The organism is Candidatus Nitrosacidococcus tergens (assembly GCF_902810445.1).
Lineage (GTDB): Bacteria > Pseudomonadota > Gammaproteobacteria > Nitrosococcales > Nitrosococcaceae > Nitrosacidococcus > Nitrosacidococcus tergens.
Map to the genome: position 1 here is coordinate 1,750,833 of NZ_LR778175.1, position 19,119 is coordinate 1,769,951.

At 37.2% G+C, this 19,119-nt stretch carries 25 protein-coding genes and 1 tRNA gene; 13 read left to right on the plus strand and 13 right to left on the minus strand.

Features of this window, described 5'->3' with window-relative positions; genetic code table 11:
• Nucleotides 1-12: 12 nt before the first annotated feature.
• From NSCAC_RS08445 to NSCAC_RS08475, 7 genes are all read right to left on the minus strand, one after another.
• A complete protein-coding gene (locus NSCAC_RS08445) occupies nt 13-573 on the minus strand; it encodes a cytochrome c oxidase assembly protein (RefSeq protein ID WP_197744362.1) in 561 nt (186 codons plus the stop codon).
• A 3-nt stretch (nt 574-576) separates the two neighbouring features.
• Nucleotides 577-744 (minus strand): hypothetical protein, encoded by a 168-nt coding sequence (locus NSCAC_RS08450; RefSeq protein WP_197744363.1) that lies wholly within the window; start codon nt 742-744, stop codon nt 577-579.
• A gap of 14 nt (nt 745-758) precedes the next feature.
• Nucleotides 759-2,333, minus strand: coding sequence for a cytochrome c oxidase subunit I (gene ctaD / locus NSCAC_RS08455; protein WP_197744364.1), 1,575 nt, complete (start codon nt 2,331-2,333; stop codon nt 759-761).
• A gap of 58 nt (nt 2,334-2,391) precedes the next feature.
• Nucleotides 2,392-3,237, minus strand: a complete 846-nt coding sequence (gene coxB, locus NSCAC_RS08460) for a cytochrome c oxidase subunit II (protein ID WP_197744365.1) — start codon at nt 3,235-3,237, stop codon at nt 2,392-2,394.
• A 113-nt stretch (nt 3,238-3,350) separates the two neighbouring features.
• Entirely contained in the window at nt 3,351-3,854 is a 504-nt protein-coding gene (locus NSCAC_RS08465; protein WP_197744366.1) for a DUF2244 domain-containing protein, read from the minus strand.
• A gap of 42 nt (nt 3,855-3,896) precedes the next feature.
• The gene (locus NSCAC_RS08470) at nt 3,897-4,241 is read right to left on the minus strand and encodes a c-type cytochrome (protein ID WP_197744367.1); all 345 of its coding nucleotides are present in this window, start codon (nt 4,239-4,241) and stop codon (nt 3,897-3,899) included.
• Between the two features lie 43 nt (nt 4,242-4,284).
• On the minus strand, nt 4,285-4,614 hold the full coding sequence (locus NSCAC_RS08475; RefSeq protein ID WP_197744368.1) for a c-type cytochrome: 330 nt from the start codon (nt 4,612-4,614) through the stop codon (nt 4,285-4,287).
• A gap of 384 nt (nt 4,615-4,998) precedes the next feature.
• Between NSCAC_RS08475 and hisB the strand changes: the two genes are divergently transcribed.
• From hisB to NSCAC_RS08540, 13 genes are all read left to right on the plus strand, one after another.
• Nucleotides 4,999-5,592, plus strand: coding sequence for an imidazoleglycerol-phosphate dehydratase HisB (hisB, locus tag NSCAC_RS08480; RefSeq protein ID WP_197745366.1), 594 nt, complete (start codon nt 4,999-5,001; stop codon nt 5,590-5,592).
• Between the two features lie 41 nt (nt 5,593-5,633).
• Nucleotides 5,634-6,269, plus strand: coding sequence for an imidazole glycerol phosphate synthase subunit HisH (gene hisH / locus NSCAC_RS08485; RefSeq protein WP_197744369.1), 636 nt, complete (start codon nt 5,634-5,636; stop codon nt 6,267-6,269).
• A gap of 45 nt (nt 6,270-6,314) precedes the next feature.
• Nucleotides 6,315-7,046: a 1-(5-phosphoribosyl)-5-[(5-phosphoribosylamino)methylideneamino]imidazole-4-carboxamide isomerase gene (hisA, locus tag NSCAC_RS08490; protein WP_197744370.1), complete on the plus strand. Its 732-nt coding sequence runs from the start codon at nt 6,315-6,317 to the stop codon at nt 7,044-7,046.
• Nucleotides 7,047-7,080: 34 nt separating this feature from the next.
• Nucleotides 7,081-7,854, plus strand: coding sequence for an imidazole glycerol phosphate synthase subunit HisF (hisF, locus tag NSCAC_RS08495; RefSeq protein ID WP_197744371.1), 774 nt, complete (start codon nt 7,081-7,083; stop codon nt 7,852-7,854).
• Nucleotides 7,854-8,243 (plus strand): phosphoribosyl-AMP cyclohydrolase, encoded by a 390-nt coding sequence (gene hisI, locus NSCAC_RS08500; protein ID WP_408609558.1) that lies wholly within the window; start codon nt 7,854-7,856, stop codon nt 8,241-8,243. Before hisF ends, hisI begins: the two co-directional genes overlap by 1 nt.
• Nucleotides 8,244-8,564, plus strand: a complete 321-nt coding sequence (locus NSCAC_RS08505; protein WP_197744372.1) for a phosphoribosyl-ATP diphosphatase — start codon at nt 8,244-8,246, stop codon at nt 8,562-8,564.
• 2 nt (nt 8,565-8,566) lie between these two features.
• Nucleotides 8,567-8,902 carry a histidine triad nucleotide-binding protein gene (locus tag NSCAC_RS08510; RefSeq protein ID WP_197744373.1) on the plus strand — a complete coding sequence of 112 codons (336 nt, stop codon included), beginning with the start codon at nt 8,567-8,569 and terminating at the stop codon, nt 8,900-8,902.
• Between the two features lie 16 nt (nt 8,903-8,918).
• A complete protein-coding gene (tatA, locus tag NSCAC_RS08970) occupies nt 8,919-9,200 on the plus strand; it encodes a twin-arginine translocase TatA/TatE family subunit (protein ID WP_197744374.1) in 282 nt (93 codons plus the stop codon).
• A gap of 36 nt (nt 9,201-9,236) precedes the next feature.
• Nucleotides 9,237-9,521 carry a Sec-independent protein translocase protein TatB gene (gene tatB / locus NSCAC_RS08520; RefSeq protein ID WP_197744375.1) on the plus strand — a complete coding sequence of 95 codons (285 nt, stop codon included), beginning with the start codon at nt 9,237-9,239 and terminating at the stop codon, nt 9,519-9,521.
• Nucleotides 9,521-10,270, plus strand: coding sequence for a twin-arginine translocase subunit TatC (gene tatC / locus NSCAC_RS08525; protein WP_332087674.1), 750 nt, complete (start codon nt 9,521-9,523; stop codon nt 10,268-10,270). The genes tatB and tatC overlap by 1 nt, the downstream gene beginning before the upstream one ends.
• A gap of 114 nt (nt 10,271-10,384) precedes the next feature.
• A complete protein-coding gene (locus tag NSCAC_RS08530; RefSeq protein WP_197744376.1) occupies nt 10,385-11,932 on the plus strand; it encodes a cation:proton antiporter domain-containing protein in 1,548 nt (515 codons plus the stop codon).
• Between the two features lie 42 nt (nt 11,933-11,974).
• A complete protein-coding gene (locus NSCAC_RS08535) occupies nt 11,975-13,357 on the plus strand; it encodes an amino acid permease (RefSeq protein ID WP_197744377.1) in 1,383 nt (460 codons plus the stop codon).
• Between the two features lie 35 nt (nt 13,358-13,392).
• Nucleotides 13,393-15,099, plus strand: coding sequence for a cation:proton antiporter (locus tag NSCAC_RS08540; protein WP_197744378.1), 1,707 nt, complete (start codon nt 13,393-13,395; stop codon nt 15,097-15,099).
• A gap of 47 nt (nt 15,100-15,146) precedes the next feature.
• Here the strand turns inward: NSCAC_RS08540 and NSCAC_RS08545 are convergent.
• The 6 genes from NSCAC_RS08545 to NSCAC_RS08570 all read right to left on the minus strand — a co-directional run bounded on the left by NSCAC_RS08545 (nt 15,147) and on the right by NSCAC_RS08570 (nt 19,045).
• Nucleotides 15,147-15,223 (minus strand) — tRNA-Met (locus tag NSCAC_RS08545).
• 117 nt (nt 15,224-15,340) lie between these two features.
• Nucleotides 15,341-15,661, minus strand: a complete 321-nt coding sequence (locus NSCAC_RS08550) for a cupin domain-containing protein (protein ID WP_197744379.1) — start codon at nt 15,659-15,661, stop codon at nt 15,341-15,343.
• Nucleotides 15,662-15,703: 42 nt separating this feature from the next.
• The gene (gene ychF / locus NSCAC_RS08555; RefSeq protein ID WP_197744380.1) at nt 15,704-16,795 is read right to left on the minus strand and encodes a redox-regulated ATPase YchF; all 1,092 of its coding nucleotides are present in this window, start codon (nt 16,793-16,795) and stop codon (nt 15,704-15,706) included.
• Nucleotides 16,796-16,823: 28 nt separating this feature from the next.
• Nucleotides 16,824-17,405, minus strand: coding sequence for an aminoacyl-tRNA hydrolase (gene pth / locus NSCAC_RS08560; protein ID WP_197744381.1), 582 nt, complete (start codon nt 17,403-17,405; stop codon nt 16,824-16,826).
• A gap of 9 nt (nt 17,406-17,414) precedes the next feature.
• Nucleotides 17,415-18,038 (minus strand): 50S ribosomal protein L25/general stress protein Ctc, encoded by a 624-nt coding sequence (locus tag NSCAC_RS08565; protein WP_197744382.1) that lies wholly within the window; start codon nt 18,036-18,038, stop codon nt 17,415-17,417.
• Nucleotides 18,039-18,109: 71 nt separating this feature from the next.
• Complete coding sequence (locus NSCAC_RS08570; protein ID WP_197745369.1) at nt 18,110-19,045, minus strand: ribose-phosphate pyrophosphokinase; 936 nt, start codon at nt 19,043-19,045, stop codon at nt 18,110-18,112.
• Between the last annotated feature and the right edge of the window lie 74 nt (nt 19,046-19,119).

A 19,119-nucleotide genomic window follows, 5' to 3' on the forward strand; every position in this document is an offset into this window, starting at 1 on the left:
TTAAAAAAATCTTTAACCCGAAGGGCCTTTAGTATTTTTATCGGTAACATTAAAAAACGTATAAGATAAAATCACATTGCTGTATTCCGCTGGTAATTTAGAATCAATATAAAAAACTACAGGCATTTCTCGCTCCTCACCCGCTTCAAGCGGTTGTTCAGTAAAGCAAAAACATTCAGTTTTATGTAAATGTTTTGCTGCTAATCCAGGGCTAATACTAGGTACGGCACGACCGACAATTTTATGATTATCTAAATTACGCACATAAAAAACAGCTTTTGTAGTTTCTCCTGGATGAATTTTAATCTTATTTGTTTCTGATCTAAATTCCCAAGGAAGCTGAGTATTAGCAGTAGCTAAAAATTCAACAGTAATTACACGACTTGTATCTATTTTTGCTACTTCAGCTTTTTCTTCTGCAATTGCTACATTTTCAGGCTTACCGTTTAAGCCTGTAATCGTGCAAAAAGCATTATAAAGCGGTATTAAAGCATACCCAAATCCAAACATAGCTATTGCGTATAGAGCTAATTTTAAGATGTGCTTATTTGCTTTTTTTTCAGAGCTACTCATGGCTTATTTTATTGCCGTATGTATATTCTGATACATAAACCAAAGGTAAACTCCTAAAGAATATAGAGCTACTATCCACCCGGTGCGCCGGGCTTTCGCCCGACGCTGTTTCAGAGAAAACTCAGGCTGTTGCTGATTATTCTCAGATTGTTGCCTATCGCTATTAGACATTTACTATTTCTCTGTTATTTCACATGAGGAGGAGTTTCGAAAGTATGATAAGGAGCAGGCGTTGGTACAGTCCATTCTAAACCTTCAGCACCTTCCCAAACTTGATCGGGTAATTTTTCCCCTGCTTTACCTTTGATGGTTTTAAGCACAATGTATAAAAAGAGTAATTGACCTGTTGCAAACATATAAGCACCCACAGTAGAGATTTGATTCCATTCGGTAAATTGAGGAGAATAGTCTGCAATTCTACGTGGCATACCTGCTAAACCAGCAAAGTTTTGTGGTAAGAAAATAACGTTAGTTGCAATAACTGTGATCCAGAAATGCCATTTAGCTAGAGTCTCATCATACATATGACCAGTCCATTTTGGACCCCAATAGTAGAAAGCGGCAAAAGCACCAAATACTGTTACTGGAAGCACTACCCAGTGAAAGTGAGAAACGATGAAATAAGTATCTTGGTATTGGAAGTCAGTTAACGACACTCCCATCATAAGACCTGTGAACCCACCAACTGCAAATAAGGCAATAAAGGCAAGTGCCCACATCATTGGTGCTTCAAAAGTCACAGATCCTCGCCACATGGTGGCTAGCCAGTTAAATATTTTAACTCCAGTAGGTACTGAAATCATAATAGTGGCATACATGAAATATAACTCACCTGCGATTGGCATTCCTACCGTAAACATATGGTGTGCCCATACGATATAGGAAAGGAAAGCAATTGCTGCAATCGCATAAATCATGGAGTGTTTACCAAAAAGTGGCTTGCGAGCAAAAGTAGGAATAATATCTGACATTAAACCGAAAATAGGTAATACAAGAACATATACTTCAGGGTGACCAAAGAACCAGAAGATATGTTGGAACATAATAGGATCACCACCACCAGCGGCATTAAAAAAGCTAGTTCCAAAATGGCGATCAGTAAGTTCCATAGTTACTGCACCAGCTATTACTGGCATAATACCTATGATTAAGAAAGAGGTAATAAACCACCCCCAGCAAAACATAGGCATTTTCATCATTGTCATACCAGGTGCTCTCATATTAAGGAGGGTTGCAATAATATTAAGAGACCCTAATATGGAAGAAACCCCTAAAGTATGCACTGCAAAGATCGCCATATCATATCCTATGCCACCCTGGATGAATAAAGGAGGGTACATAGTCCATCCACCTGCAGGTCCACCACCTGGAACAAACATGCTACCTAATAAGAATGCAAATCCAAAAGGTAAAAGCCAAAAGCTCCAATTATTGAGACGTGGCAGAGCCATATCAGGTGCACCAATCATCATTGGAATAAGCCAGTTGGCTAAACCTGTTAGAACGGGCATTAATGCACCGAAAATCATAACTAGACCGTGTATACTCACTAATTCATTAAAGGTCTGAGGATCTAGAAACTGCATTCCGGGTAGAAAAAGCTCAGTCCGGAATATTAAGGCCATTGTACCGCCAATTATAAACATTATAAAACTAAACCATAGATATAATGTTCCAATATCCTTATGATTTGTGGTAAATAACCAGCGCGTAATCCCAGTGGGATGGTGCGCGTGATCACCGTGTGCTACTGTACTCATACTCAAATTTCTCCTACATTGAATCTCTTACATATAGAAATTCTTTTACAAACTAATATTACTTAGCTTGCTCTGATTGTGCGATAACTTTACTTTCTTGTGGATTACCTAATAAAGCAACTTGATCGGTTACCCATCTATCAAACTCTTCTTGGGTTTTTGCCTCTACTACGATAGGCATAAATGCATGGCCTCGTCCACAAATTTCAGTGCATTGACCTCGATAAGTACCGGGTTTTTCAATCACTGCCCAAGCATCATTAATATATCCGGGAATTGCATCTTGCTTAAAGCCAAAAGCAGGAAGCCACCAAGCGTGAATAACATCATCAGCAGTAATTACAAAACGTACTTTCTTATTAATTGGAAGTACTAATGGATGATCCACTTCGAGAAGATAATTTTCGCCTTTAGTTGTTTTATTTTGTAGTTGATCTATAGGTGTAGATAAACTACTGATAAAGCCAAAGTTATGATCAATGTAATCATATTTCCAACGCCATTGATATCCAGTCACCTTAACTGTTAAGTCGGGATCGCTAGTATCGTATGTACGAAACATTGCTTTAGTTGCAGGTATAGCAATAGAAATCAAGATTACAAACGGTATAACTGTCCATACAACTTCAAGAAGTGCATGTTCATGGAACTGACTTGCGACAGGTCTTTTGGATCTACGGTGAAATACTACGATCCATGCCATAAGGCCATAAACAAGGCAGGCAATAGCAACGCAAACCCAGCCAATATACATATGAAGGCCATAAATCTCTTTTGAAATAGGAGTTACACCTTCTGTTAAATTAAAACCAAATTCAGCACTTGCGCGCCCACTGAGCAGAAGTAAACTTATACTTCCCGCAATGGTTGCGAATAAGCTTTTTCTCTTGTTAGACAGGCTCATTCATTTCCCCTCCAGCTATCGCTTTTAATAATAAAATACTCATAACAAAACATATATGGAGTATATATCTTTTATATATACTTATCTAGATCAATAAGCACTAAATTAATTTTTCAAGTGATTTTAATAGATTCGGCAATACTAGATCTACAGTACTTTCTTAACTCATATGCTAATCGTTGGCGCTCATCTTCTGTAAGAAAGCTGCCAATTTCAACTTCATTTCCATGGGATCCTATCATAAGCCGACTCATATACCACTCGTGAGCAGGGAGATTAACTCTAATTTTTGTCCAATAGCGATGAAATTTCCATATTTCTTCAAGTTTTTTACGGCCTCGAAGGATTTTAATATCATCCTGATCAATGGTAATTATTTCACGATATTGAGCTCGATTAGCACATAAATAAAAACCAGTGCCTAGAGCAATTATTTCTAATCCTGCAAATGGAAAAATAAGCCATAAACCTAAAAGGCTAAATCCAATGGATATAGTACTAAGAGTTGCTGCAACGATTAAAATAACATTTCTCATTCCACGCCAACTAAGTGAATTGTTTGGTCGTAGTGTGAATTGATATTTGTTTTCATCGGGTATAAAGCTTCTGGAAATCATATTGCTAGCCCCTCTAAATAATCACTAATATTAAATGTAAATTTATTTTACCCAGGGCATGTTGAGTCCCTTTTGGCTAGCAAAATAAGCGCCTAAATCTGCTTTGTCTTGATCAGATAGAGGGGCTGCCATTCCTGCCATCACGTCATTTTTTCTATCACCAGACTGATAAGCGCTTAAAGCATGGACAATGTAATCTGTGTTTTGACCTGCTAGTTTAGGAAAACTAGGGGCAGCACTATTACCATCTACCCCATGACAACCCGCACAAGCTTCAGATTTTTGCTTTCCTGCTATTGAATCACCTTTTGGTTTTGCCATTGCTGTTCCAGAAGCAAGCACCATAGATACTGGGATTAATAAGAAAAATAACCATCGGTTCGACATAATAATGTTCTCCACCATATTTATTTAAATTATTAGCTTTACTTTATTGTTTTTCAAAGAAAGCAGCTATATCTTCCATATCCTGTTCAGTTAAACTGCCGGCTGATCCTTGCATTGACGGATGCTTTCTATCGCCAGATTTATATGCTTGAAGTGCAGAAACAATATACTCAGCATGTTGACCACCTAATTTTGGTACTTTATAGGTGGGATAAGCATTATTTAAGCCCTCAATACCATGACAACCCTGACACTGTCTTTGGTCTGCCTTTTGTCTACCAACTACAGGATCGCCTGCTGCTTGTACTGTCATGCTAAATAATAGTGCCATGCTAGTACCTAAGAGAAAAATAGGAAAACTTTTTTTATCCATTATTAACTCCCACTTACTGGTTAGTGTGTTATTTTTCGGTTTTGTTTTAAAAAAATACCTAAATTCTTCCCTCTAGTGTTTAAATAGCTAGAGAGAACCCCACAAAACTAAATAAACTAAAACTTCCCTTCAATATATATTAAGCTATATTAGCTTAACAAACATATATAAAAAATATATCTTACTAAGTATATTTAAAAAAATAAATATAACAGAAATACCCTATATATTATTGAGTAATTGCAAATAATATCTTATTTTTACATCATTTGGTAATAATCTGTACTACTTTTATTACCTAAAATTCCTAGGTTTTATGAATTAACCTACGTGCTAAACTAGCAAGCGAGTAGCGTTATTATTTATGATAGATATAGGAAAATTATATTGAATCGATCAGTTAAAATTCGCCGAGAAACATCAGAAACTCAGATTGAAATTGCCCTGAATTTATTAGGAAAAGGGGATTTTTCTGCTAAGACTGATATTCCTTTTCTTGATCATATGCTCAATCAAATAGCACAACATGGATTGATTGATCTTGATATAAATGCATCTGGAGATCTACATATTGATTATCACCACAGTGTGGAGGACATTGGTATTACCTTAGGTCAAGCTTTAAAACAAGCAATTGGTGATAAAGTTGGCATTCAGCGGTATGGCTATGCTTATGTTCCATTGGATGAGGCACTTTCTCGAGTAGTATTAGATTTTTCAGGACGCCCCGGTCTTCACTATCGGGTACTCTATTCCCAGCATTATATTAATAACTTCGATGTAGATCTAATTCAGGAGTTCTTTCAGGGATTGGTAAATCATGCAGCGATAACTTTACATATAGATAATTTACAGGGGCGTAATACCCATCATATTGTAGAGACTATTTTTAAAGCCTTTGGTCGTGCCCTTAGGATGGCAGTGGAGCAAGATCCTCGGCGAGGAAGTATACTCCCCTCTACTAAAGGATCTCTATAAAATAGCGAAAATAGTACATTTACTTTTTGGATAACTTTAATATGCCCTATGTTGCAATTATTGATTATGGGATGGGTAATCTTAGATCGGTTTCAAAAGCTTTAGAAAGGGCGGCAGAAGGGAAAAAAATTAGCATAAAAGTTACTAGTAACCCACAGGTGATAAAAGCAGCAGAGAGAGTAGTTTTCCCTGGGGTAGGTGCTATTCGAGATTGTATGCAGGAACTACGGAATCTAAATCTAGAATCTGCTATAAGAGAGTGTGCAGCAAATAAACCCTTTTTAGGTGTATGTCTTGGTATGCAAGCACTTTTTGAATTTAGCGAAGAAAATGAAGGGACTCCATGTTTTGGAATACTCTCTGGAAAAGTATGCCATTTTAATGCTAACCAATTATCTTTAAAAATCCCTCATATGGGATGGAACATAGTTCATCAACAATATAACCATCCTCTTTGGCAGGATATCCCTCAAAATAGTCGTTTTTACTTCGTCCATAGTTATTATATAGTACCCCAGCAACCATCCCTGATTACAGGTACTACGGATTATATTACAACTTTTGCATCGGCTTTTGCTCAAAAAAATATCTTTCTAGCTCAATTTCATCCAGAAAAAAGCCAGCAATTGGGAGTACAATTTCTTACTAATTTTTTAACATGGAATGGTATAACTTAAAGATATTTTTTAGGACTATATACCTCGGGAGCTAATAAAAAACTAATGTTACTGATACCTGCTATTGATCTTAAAGGAGGAAAATGTGTTCGTTTACGTCAGGGGCGTATGGAAGAGGACACAGTTTTCTCTAATAACCCTATTGCTATGGCTCTACATTGGGTGGAATTAGGTGCTACAAGATTACACCTTATTGATTTAGATGGTGCATTTGCAGGCAAACCTGTTAATGCTGATATTATCTATGATATTACTCAAGCACTACCGGGTATTGATATTCAAGTGGGCGGTGGAATTCGCGATGGAGATACTATCCAGACCTATTTAGATGCAGGTGTTCGTTACGTTATTATTGGTACTAAAGCTATTAATGCACCTCATTTTGTTTCTGATGCTTGCCTTGAATTTCCAGGGCATATTATCCTAGGGCTGGATGCCAAAGATGGTAGAATTGCTATTGATGGATGGTCTAAGCTCTCTCGCCATAGTGTTATTGATATTGCGCAACATTTTGAGAAAGATGGCGTAGAGGCGATTATCTACACAGATATTCAGCGCGATGGCATGATGAATGGGGTAAATGCTGAAGCTACTAGTAAATTAGCAGAAAAAATTAGTATCCCGGTAATTGCCTCTGGGGGAGTTTCTTCATTAGAAGATATAAATGAATTACATCAGTATGAGGAGAAAGGAATTTCAGGTGCAATTATTGGCCGAGCTTTATATGAGGGAAAAATAAATTTAACGCAAGCACTCTCTTTAGTGCAGTCAAAATGACAAATTTTTCTTTTACCGAAGTCGGTTTATTTATATGGGTTTAGCTAAACGGATTATTCCTTGCTTAGATGTGGATAATGGACGTGTTGTTAAAGGGGTTCGTTTTGTTGATATTCGTGATGCAGGCGATCCTGCAGAAATTGCTCAACGCTATGATGAACAAGGTGCAGATGAAATTACTTTCCTAGATATTACTGCAAGTAGTAATAACCGAGATACTACGGTACATACCATTGAAGCCATTGCTGAAAGAGTATTTATTCCCCTAACTGTAGGGGGAGGAATACGGAGTTTAAATGATATTCGGCGGATGCTTATTGCTGGAGCCGATAAAGTAAGTATTAACACCGCTGTGATTCATCGACCTGAATTGGTCAAAGAAGCCGCAGATCGTTTTGGTACTCAATGTATTGTTGTTGCTATAGACGCTATGAGAGTTTCTTCTAAAAATGAGTCAGATCGATGGGAAATATTCACTCATGGAGGTCGTAAAAAAACTGGGATAGATGCAATAGAGTGGGCGGTAAAAATGACTCAATTTGGTGCAGGTGAAATTTTACTGACTAGCATGGATCGAGATGGAACTAAAGAAGGATTTGATTTACGGCTTACTCGTGCTATTAGTGAGGCTGTTTCTATACCTGTGATTGCTTCTGGAGGGGTAGGTAATTTAGATCATTTAGTTGCCGGAATTTTAGAAGGAAAAGCAGATGCAGTATTAGCTGCTAGTATTTTTCATTTTGGTCAGTATACAATTGCAGAAGCAAAGCATCATCTAGCAGCCAATAATATTGAAGTAAGGTTATAATGAGTAGCTGGTTAGATGATATTTCATGGAATGAGAAAGGGTTAGTACCTGTTATTACTCAAGAAATAAGTACGGGTAAAGTGCTTATGTTTGCTTGGATGAATCGGCAAGCTTTAGAAATAACAGCAGACACTGGCTATGTAGTGTATTGGTCTCGATCTCGATCATGCCTATGGCGTAAAGGAGAACAATCAGGACATGAACAAATTGTTAAGAGCATTTTTCTTGATTGTGATAGTGATACATTATTAATCCAAGTTGAACAAAAAGGTGGTATCGCTTGTCATACGGGGAGGTATCATTGTTTTTTTAAGCAGTTAGAGCATAAAAATTGGAAAGTAGCTGCGCCTATTTTGAAGGATCCAAATACTATTTATTATAAAAACTAAATGAGCGATATTTTTAAGCAGCTAGCTGCCATAGCAAATGATCGTAAAAATGCGGATCCAAAATCCTCCTATATCGCAAGCCTTTATGAAGCCGGGCTAGATAAAATTTTGCAAAAGCTTGGTGAGGAAGTAATTGAGACAATTTTAGCAGCTAAGAACGGGGAAAAAACAAATATTATTCATGAAACTGCTGATTTATGGTTTCATAGCTTAGTTATGCTCACTCAATGTAATCTTCAGCCGGAAGAAGTCTTTAAAGAATTAGAACGGCGTTTTGGCTTATCTGGCCTAGAAGAAAAGCAAAATCGAAAAAGCAAATAATTATGAGAGATCCAGACTGTATCTTCTGCAAAATTATTGATAGAGAAATTCCTACTGACCTTGTATATGAGGATGATCAAGTTGTTGCTTTTAAGGATATTCAACCTCGTGCAAAAACGCATTTACTCCTTATTCCTCGTCTTCATATTTCTAGTTTAGAACAGCTAGAACAAAAACATCAGCATTTAATTAGTCATATGGTATTACTGCTACCTACATTAGCCCATAATCAAGGGCTGTATACTGGATTTCGTACCATAATTAACACTGGTCTAGATGGAGGGCAAGAAATTGATCACCTACATATTCATTTACTAGGTGGTGGCTCAATTGAATAGTTACTAGGAGATAATAATGGGTGTAAGTGGCATTAGCATATGGCAATTACTAATTATTTTAGTGATCGTATTAGTATTATTTGGTACAAAGAAATTACGAACTATTGGAGGTGATTTAGGAGAGGCAGTTAAAAACTTTCGAGAGGCTATGAAAGATGAAAAACCATCCTCACCTACCTCTTCTCAAATAATGGAGATGGATCATAAACGGGAAGATAATTCGACCTCTTATGATTCCCAGCAATCTCCTCATTCCCAAGTTCAAAATAAAAATTTTGATAAACCTGAAAATAATTAAAGTACAAGTAGCCTCTAATTTACTTGCATAATTACTATGTTTGATATTGGTTTTGGGGAAATTCTTGTTATTTTTGTAGTACTTTTACTAGTAGTTGGTCCTGAAAGAATGCCAACAGTAGCACGTACGACTGCTTTATGGCTAAAAAAAATACGTGGTCTAATATCTCAAGTTAAACAAGAAGTGGAACAAGAGCTTCATGCTGAGGAGCTTCGCCAATCATTAAGGAAAAACATAGACTTACCAGATCTTAAAAAACCTCATCAAGATTCTTCTGATCATACTCATCATTCTATCAAGAAATCATCGGATGATTTATAGTGCAGCATCAGGATTCTAATCAAGAAGAATTACCCTTTATTACTCATCTTATTGAGTTACGAGCTCGTCTATTACGTAGTATCATTACGATACTTACTATTACTTTAATTCTTATTCCTTTTTCAAAGGAGTTATACCAATTACTTGCTCGTCCCCTGATGGCACACCTACCTGAAACCAATTCCATGATTGCTACGGAAGTGACTGCTCCATTTCTTGCACCATTAAAATTAACTTTAGCAATAGCCTTTGCTTTATCTATTCCTATGCTGCTATATCAGATTTGGGCCTTCGTAGCACCTGGGCTTTATAAAAATGAGCGTCGACTTATTCTTCCCCTATTGATTGCAAGTACTTTTCTATTTTTCTTAGGAATCGCTTTTGCTTATTTCTTAGTATTTCCTTTGATGTTTGGATTCTTTACTCAGGCGGCTCCAGAAGGTATTGCGGTGATGACAGATATTAGTAAATATCTAGATTTTGTATTAACTATGTTTTTTGCTTTTGGTGTTGCTTTTGAAGTACCTATTGCTGCAGTATTGCTGGTTTGGGTAGGAATTAGTAGTGTAGAGGGATTACGAGAGAAGCGTCCATATATCATTGTAGCTGCTTTTGTAATTGGAATGCTACTTACTCCCCCAGATGTTTTTTCTCAAACTCTGTTAGCGGTCCCTATGTGGCTTTTATTTGAAGTAGGAGTATGGTTCTCTCAATATTTTGTACCTAAAAAAATACAAATAGAGGAGTAGTTATTATAGATAACAAATTTTAGCTCATTCTGCTATTTTTTTAATTAAAAAACGAAGTGCTACTTATTAGTGTAGTTCTCGTAAAAAACTTTCTATCCTTACTAGTCATAAAATATGGAAATTTTCTGGATTGCTATTGCTTATATTCTTGGACTAGTTGCCTCCCATTTAGGGCTTCCTCCCCTCGTAGGTTATTTAGTAGGAGGGTTCATTCTTGGAGAGTGGAATATAGGCGAAAATCCTATGATTCATACTATTTCTGATATTGGTGTACTGCTCCTATTATTTAGCGTAGGGCTTAAACTAAACATAAGGAGTTTATTACAGTGGGAAGTATTAGGAGTTGGTTTTAGTTATTTAATTATTTCAAGCGTTGGTAGTATTTTACTGCTTTTATTAGCAGGAACACCTCTATTTGCCGCTATATTGCTCAGTCTAGGACTCTCCTTTTCAAGTACTGTGTTTGCTGCTAAAACTCTTGAGGAAAAAGGAAGTATCGGCGCTTTCCATGGACGACTTGCCATAGGCATTTTAGTGTTACAGGATTTAGCGGCTGTTACCATGTTAGTTTTTATTCAAGGAAGCTCTTTTTCACCTTGGACATTAGCATTCTTAATTAGTATCCCAATAATACGCTTGCTTCTTAAGAGTCTACTTACTTGGAGCGGCCATAAAGAATTATTGTTACTCTATGGGTTACTCATCACTCTTGGAGGAAGTGAAGCTTTTAAGTCCTTAGGATTAAGCGGTGAATTAGGTGCATTAGTTGCTGGAATGTTACTGACAGGTCATCCTCACGCAGAAGAGCTTTCTAAAACTCTTTGGGGATTAAAAGAAATTTTTTTAGTTGGATTTTTTTTACAAATTGGTTTTGGCGGATTGCCTGGGTTACATGACGGAAAATGGATACTTTTATTCACTGTACTTTTACCTCTTAGAGTCATTATTTATTTCTTTCTTGGTATATTTTTTCAGCTTAAAGCAAGAACAACTTTTCTCACTACCCTAGTATTATCTAGCTATAGTGAATTTACCTTAATTGTAGGTGCAGCAGCAGTTAAGAATAATATCTTACCTACTACTTGGCTCCCTGTTTTAGCATTATTAGTGACTGCTTCTTTAATTATTGCTGCTCCCTTAAATAAGATGTCCTATGAGTTATTTGCTTACTTTGAAAAGTGGTTGGTTTCTTTTGAACGTAAAATCCCTCATCCAGAAGGGGAAGCTCCAAGCATCCAAAAAACCACCTGGCTTATCGTGGGTATGGGGCAATCAGGGACAGCTGCTTATGATTTTTTTGCACAAAAACATCAACGAGTGCAAGGATTAGATTCAGACTTACTCGTAGTTCAACAGCAACAAAAACAAAACCGACAAGTAAATTATGGAGATGCGGAGGATCCAGATTTATTAAGCAAAATGAATCTAAAACCTATGATTGGTATTATTCTAGGAATGCCGGAACTAAAAACTAAACTACATTTTGCACAAAAGCTACGCCAAAATGGCTATTCAGGTATAGTAGCAGCTATGAGTCTCTATCCTGAAGAAGATTCTAAGCTCTACAATAGTGGAATCAATCTAATTTCTCATCCCTTTGCTGATGTAGGTGAGCGCCTAGCAGAGCGTGCTTTGGCGCAAAAGCGATTACATCATAAGTAATAAATACTACAGTACAGTACATTTTATTAAAATTATTAGAAAATGCGTATATTCCGTACTAAACCTATTCATGAAGATGTTCATAGCACTACCGATTTAAAAAGAGTCTTAGGCGCAGTAGACCTTATTTTTCTCGGGATTGGTGCTACTATTGGGGCAGGTATTTTTGTATTAACAGGCATTGCTGCAGCAAATTATGCAGGACCTGCAGTGATGCTCTCTTTTGTCGTTGCAGGAATTGCTGTCGCATTTACCGCCCTATCTTATGCTGAACTCGCAACTACTATAGGAGGAGCAGGCAGTGCTTATGGATACAGCTATGCAGGATTAGGTGAGATAGTAGCTTGGATGATTGGTTGGATGCTACTTTTAGAGTATGCAGTAGCTATTTCTGCAGTATCTGTAGGTTGGTCTGGCTATGTTAGTAACGGATTATCTGTATTAGGATTTCAGATACCTGAACTTTTTACCAAAGCCCCAAGCCATGGCGGAATAATTAACTTACCTGCTATGGTGATAATTCTACTATTAGGTGGGTTACTTGCAGGGGGTGCTAAAATAAGTGCACAGCTGAATGCTATTATGGTAATAGTTAAAGTTGCAGCTATACTGCTTTTTATTGGGGTAGCATTGTTTCATGTAAATACCCAATACTGGGCTCCTTTTATGCCTTTTGGCTGGCAGGGTGTAATGACGGGAGCAGCAAGTATCTTTTTTGCCTATATAGGTTTTGATGCGGTTTCTACTGCAGCAGAAGAGACAGAAAATCCGCAAAGAAATTTACCGATTGGAATTTTAGGATCCCTAGCTATTTGCACTCTACTTTATATGCTAGTTGCCGCACTACTTACCGGTATTGTACCCTACCCTTCTTTAGATGTTCCTTCTCCTGTTTCCGATTCCTTATTACAACTAGGAAAAACATGGGCTTCTGGTATTGTTTCTATTGGTGCGATTGCAGGGTTAACTACAGTTATGCTGGTACTTTATTTTGGCCTTACTCGCATTCTTTTTGCTATATCCCGAGATGGGTTGCTTCCTCCTTTTTTTTCCCAAGTAAATAAAAAAACTAAAACACCTGTACGAGTCATTATTTTCTCTGGAATTGTTATGGCAGTCATTGCTGCTTTTACCCCCTTAGATAAAATTGTTGAAATGACGAATATTGGTACTTTAAGTGCTTTTTCTGTAGTTTGTGCTGGGGTAGCAGTGCTTCGCTATACTCAACCTAATCTCTCTCGTCCCTTTCAAACTCCATGTAGTCCTATTGTCCCCATATTAGGTATTCTTTCCTGTGTTTACCTAATGATTCATCTAAGTAAAGATACTTGGGTACGTTTTTTAATTTGGATCGTAGTTGGGTTAATTGTGTATTTCATATACTCTTTTCGCCATAGCAAATTAGCCTGCACGAAGGTAAACTAATAAGAAAGTTTATTTAAAAATAGAGATAAATAATTATGGGCGATTCCTTAATAACCACCTTATCTGCTGCTTTTGGGGCTGCACTGGTACTAGGATTTATTGCCGCAAAAGTTAGGCTCCCTGCACTTGTAGGCTATTTACTTGCGGGTATTCTCATTGGTCCCTTTACTCCTGGGCTTATAGTTGATATGGAAATAGCTCAGCAATTCTCCCAAATAGGCATTATGCTGCTGATGTTTGGGGTAGGATTACACCTATCTTTAGAGGATATACTCTCAGTTAGAAAAATTGTCTTACCAGGAGCAGCATTACAAGTTACCGCATCAACAACTCTCGGTACTATTCTAGCTCACTCTTGGGGATGGGAATGGGGTTATTCGATAGCTTTTGGTTTATCAATTTCAATAGGCAGTACTGTAGTTTTACTAAGATCTCTTGAAATGCACGGACTTTTCGGATCTATCAATGGAAAAATTACTATTGGCTGGTTTGTCGTACAAGATATACTTACTGTATTAGTTCTTGTATTACTACCTCCTCTAGCAGGATGGCTAGGAGGTAATGCCCCTTCTAGCGAAACAGAAATTAGTCTTGGCTTAGAGCTTGCACTTACTTTAGGTAAGGTTGCTTTATTTATTGCTTTAATGCTTATTGTAGGTCGTCGTTTATTTCCTTGGATTCTATGGAAAATAGCAGGAACTGGATCTCATGAATTATTTACTCTTTCTGTTGTTGCGGTAGCTATTAGTATTACTTATGGAGCTTCTATGCTCTTCGGAGTATCTATTGCATTAGGAGCATTTTTTGCTGGAATGGTACTTAGAGAATCCAAGCTTAGTCACCGAGCAGCTACAGAATCCCTCCCTCTTAGGGATGCTTTTGCCGTACTGTTTTTTGTTTCTGTAGGAATGCTATTTAATCCTCAAGTACTTATGGAACAACCTTTAAAAGTATTAGGGGTAGTTGCGGTGATTATGATTGGTACTCCGCTAGTTTCTGCATTAATAGTACTCAGCCTTCGCTATCCATTAAATACTGTATTAGTTATTTGGGCAAGTCTCTCCCAAATTGGTGAGTTCTCTTTTATTTTAACTAATGTAGGTATCCAACTTGGGTTGCTCTCTACTGATGCTCAAAGCCTAGTATTAGCAGCTGCTCTTATTTCTATCGCTGTTAATCCCTTAATATTTAGAGCAGTTAAGCCTATGCAGATGTGGATACGCTCTAAATCTGCTTTAGCTAGAATTGTAGAACGCCCAGACGATCCTCTAGCAAAGCTTCCTATGTCTACTGAAAGAAAATTTCTTGCCAACCAAATAGTTTTAATTGGTTATGGTCGAGTAGGTCATCGTATTGGAGAGGCTCTTGCTCACACTAATACTCCTTACGTAGTGGTAGAAGAGAATAGAGAGGTTGTAGAAAAATTAAGAGAAAAGGGGATTCCCTCCGTTTCAGGTGATGCTGGAGATTCATCAGTACTTATTCAAGCACATATTGCTCGAGCAGGTATGCTTATCATTGCTATCCCAGATATCCTAAGTACACGTAAAATGATTACCACTGCTCGCACCTTAAATCCTCAGATTAAAATTATTATTCGTACTCATAGCGAAGAAGAATTAAACCTTTTAGAGCAAGAAGGTGTGGGTAAAGTGTTTTTTGGAGAAAGTGAGCTTGCGGCAAGTATGATTAACTATATTCTCAATCAGATCGAACCGAAAGAAGAAAACCAAAGCACATAAAATAATAAAAAAGGCTAGTAAAGCACTCTGCTAGCCTTAATTAAGAATGGTGGCTATGGGTGGACTTGAACCACCGACCTCAGCATTATGAGTGCCGCGCTCTAACCAACTGAGCCACATAGCCTAAATAGATTAAGTAGAAAAAAGCAATTTATTTCTGGATTACAGAAAGCACTATTATACATGAAAAGTTTTATGCTAAAAACATCTACCAATTAAATGGTATCTAGCTAAATAATACTCATTTATAAAAAATTGCTAACCAAATAGTTAAATTATTCGGGTCTGTCCAAGTAACTCTATGTTTAGTGTGGGCTGGAATATTAAGATAACTGCCTTTTGATAAGATATACTCTGAGCCATCTTCTAGCATTAAGGATGCTTTTCCTTCAATAATTATTACCCACTCATGCTCGTTTTGATCGTACCATTGAGAATCAGGTGTAACATGACCTTTAGATATAATCCGTTCAATCTTAATATTTTGAAAGGATAAAATAGTTTCAAAAACTTCTTTCTCTAAATTTTCTGGCAATGAATCCAAGATATTAGATAGCTTCAAAAAGCTAGCTATATAGTTAATTTATAGTTGTTTTATTATTCACTACACATTAAAGCGAAAATGCATGATATCCCCATCCTGCACGATGTAGTCTTTTCCTTCAAGTCGCCATTTACCGGCTTCTTTTGTTCCTTGCTCTCCACGATAAGTGATAAAATCTTCATAACTGATAACCTCAGCACGAATAAACCCTTTTTCAAAATCAGTGTGTATTACCCCTGCAGATTGGGGTGCTGTGGCATTCATCAATGTTGTCCAAGCGCGGACTTCTTTAGGTCCTGCAGTAAAGAAAGTTTGCAGTCCAAGTAATTGATAACCTGCCCGAATTACCCGATTGAGTCCTGGTTCTGTAATTCCTAATTCAGCCAAAAATTCTATTTTTTCTTCCTCTTCCAATGTAGCCAGTTCAGTTTCTATTGCCGCACAAACTGGGACTACTTTAGAGCCTTCTGCAGAAGCAAGATTTTGCACTTGTTCTAGCCATGGATTATTTTTCAATCCATCTTCTGCTATATTTGCAATATAGAGTGCAGGTTTAATAGTAAGTAAATGTAGGTGTTGAAGTTGGTTTTGTTCTTCCTCGGTAAGATTAAGTGTTCTTATAAGAATTCCTTGGTTAAGATAGTCTTGTACTTTTTCTAGGGTCATCTTTAAAGATAGAGCTTCTTTATCTTGAGATCGTGCTACTTTAATCGTTCGAGCTAAAGATTTCTCCACAGTCTCTAAATCTGCTAAAGCAAGTTCCGTATTAATGACTTCTATATCTCTTAAGGGATCTATCTTTCCAGCTACATGGATAATGTTAGGATCATCAAAGCAGCGTACTACCTGAGCGATTGCATCAGTTTCTCGAATATGAGCGAGAAACTGATTCCCTAACCCTTCACCTTGAGAAGCACCAGCCACTAATCCTGCTATATCCACAAAGGTCATGGTAGCAGGAAGTATTTGTTGAGGGTTTACGATTATAGCGATACTGTTAAGTCTTGGGTCAGGTACAGGTACTACACCTACATTTGGATCTATAGTGCAGAAAGGATAATTTTGAGCATCTATTCCTGCCTGAGTGAGTGCATTAAATAAGGTAGATTTACCTACATTAGGTAGCCCTACGATCCCACATTTAAATCCCATAGCTTGATAAATACCTTTGTAATTTGCTTTAATTAGCGCTATGTAATTGGTGCATAGCTTTTTCTATCTCTCCAGCTAAGAGTGTAGGAATAACTTCTACACTCCTGCCTATAGCCCCTTCAATAGCCTGTTGATCTAATAATGATGGCGGATTTAATACATAATTCACTACATTTTGTTTTACCTTAGGATGGCCTATACCTAAGCGTAAGCGGAGAAAAGCTCTTTGATTAAGATAATTAATAATATCTCTTAAACCATTATGCCCACCATGTCCACCCTCTCGCTTAATGCGGGCTATTCCTGGGGGTAAATCCAACTCATCATGGATGATAAGTAATTGGTTGAGAGGAACTTTATAGTAATTTAAAAGAGTGGATACTGCTTGCCCACTATGGTTCATAAAAGTTGTAGGCTTAAGCAATAGCAAATTATGTCCATGCCAGTTAGTATGGGCATATTCTCCAAAAAATTTGGATTCTATTTTAAAATAAGTAGCTAGATTTTTTGCCAAAAAATCTAGCCACCAAAACCCTACATTGTGACGAGTATAAGTATATTTCTCCCCAGGATTACCTAATCCAATGAGTGCCCAGGGGGTTAAACCCATAACAGAAAATTACTCAGCAGACTCTTCTCCATTAGAGTCGCTAGCAACTGTTTTTTGTTTATGAATGGTCACTACAGGCTGATTATGATCTTCCCCTAATTTTAGGGATGGAATGTCTACTCCTGTAGGTAATTTTAAATCAGCTAAATGTAATGATTTACCTACTTCTAAATCAGTGATATCTACTTGAATATATTCAGGTAAATCTTTTGCATAACAGCTAATTTCTACTTCATTTAGTTGGTGAGATACGATACCTCCATCTCGTTTTACTGCTGGAGCAGTATCATGGCCGATAAAGTGTAGAGGAACATGCATAGATAATTTATGGGTAGCACTTACCCTTAGTAAATCTATATGAACTAATTTATTAGGGTTTTGAGGCACTCTCTGTAAAGCTTTAAGTACCACATTTTCTTTTTTTCCATTTATATCAATCGTGAGTATATGAGAATAAAATGCCTCATGCTCTAGATGTTGAGTCAATACATTATGATCAAAAACTAGTGAAATAGATGGTTTTTCAGCACCATATAGAACAGCAGGAACTTTGCCTGCACGACGAAGGCGGCGACTTTCCCCTTTACCTTGTGTATTACGAATATTCGCACTTAATTGAAATATATTCTCCATTTCTTTATTACTCTCCTGCTAGCAAGTCAATATGCTATTACTAATATAATTAATGATCTAAAATGAAACTACTATTCTACAAATATGGAACTCACAGATTCTTCAGTATTTATTCGGTATATGGTTTCAGCTAAAATTTCAGCAACACTAAGCTGGCGAATTTTCTTACAATTGAAAGCTTCCTTATGCAAAGGAATAGTATCTGTAACTACTAATTCATCTAACATAGATTGCTCAATATTATGAATTGCCAATCCTGAAAGCACAGGATGAGTACAATAAGCGATTACTCGCTCTGCTCCATTTTGTTTAAGAGCCCGTGCTGCTTCACATAGAGTACCTGCCGTATCAACAAGATCATCAACTAGTACACAGGTACGATTTTTTACATCTCCAATAATATGCATTATTTTAGCTTGATTAGGACGAGGTCGGCGTTTATCAATAATTGCTAATTCTACTTCCAACTGCTTTGCAAGTGCCCGTGCCCTAACTACGCCACCTACATCTGGAGAAACTACCATTAGATTAGGATATTCATGCTTCCAAATATCACTTAGTAAAATTGGTGAAGCATAGACATTATCTACAGGTAGATTAAAAAAGCCTTGGATTTGTTCAGAGTGAAGATCTACCATAAGCACTCTATCAATACCAGCAACTGTAATCATGTTGGCAACTACTCTGGCACTAATCGGTACTCTTGCTGATCTAGGCCTTCGATCTTGCCTAGAATAACCAAAATAAGGGATGACTGCAGTTATTCTTTTAGCTGAGGAGCGACGAACTGCATCTACTAATATTAATAATTCCATTAAATTATCGTTAGTAGGTGCACAGGTTGGCTGAATAATAAAAACATCCTTACCTCGTACACTCTCCATGAGCTCCACCATAATTTCCCCATCACTAAACTGACCAACAAGCACCTTAGTTAGAGGAAGACCTAGATAAGATGCGATATCTCTAGCAAGCTGTGGGTGAGCATTTCCACTTAGAATTAGCATCCGCATCCGGCATAGGGACTCGGATATAGCGCTTACATCTCTCTGAGAATAGGTATGGATTTTTTTCTCAAATG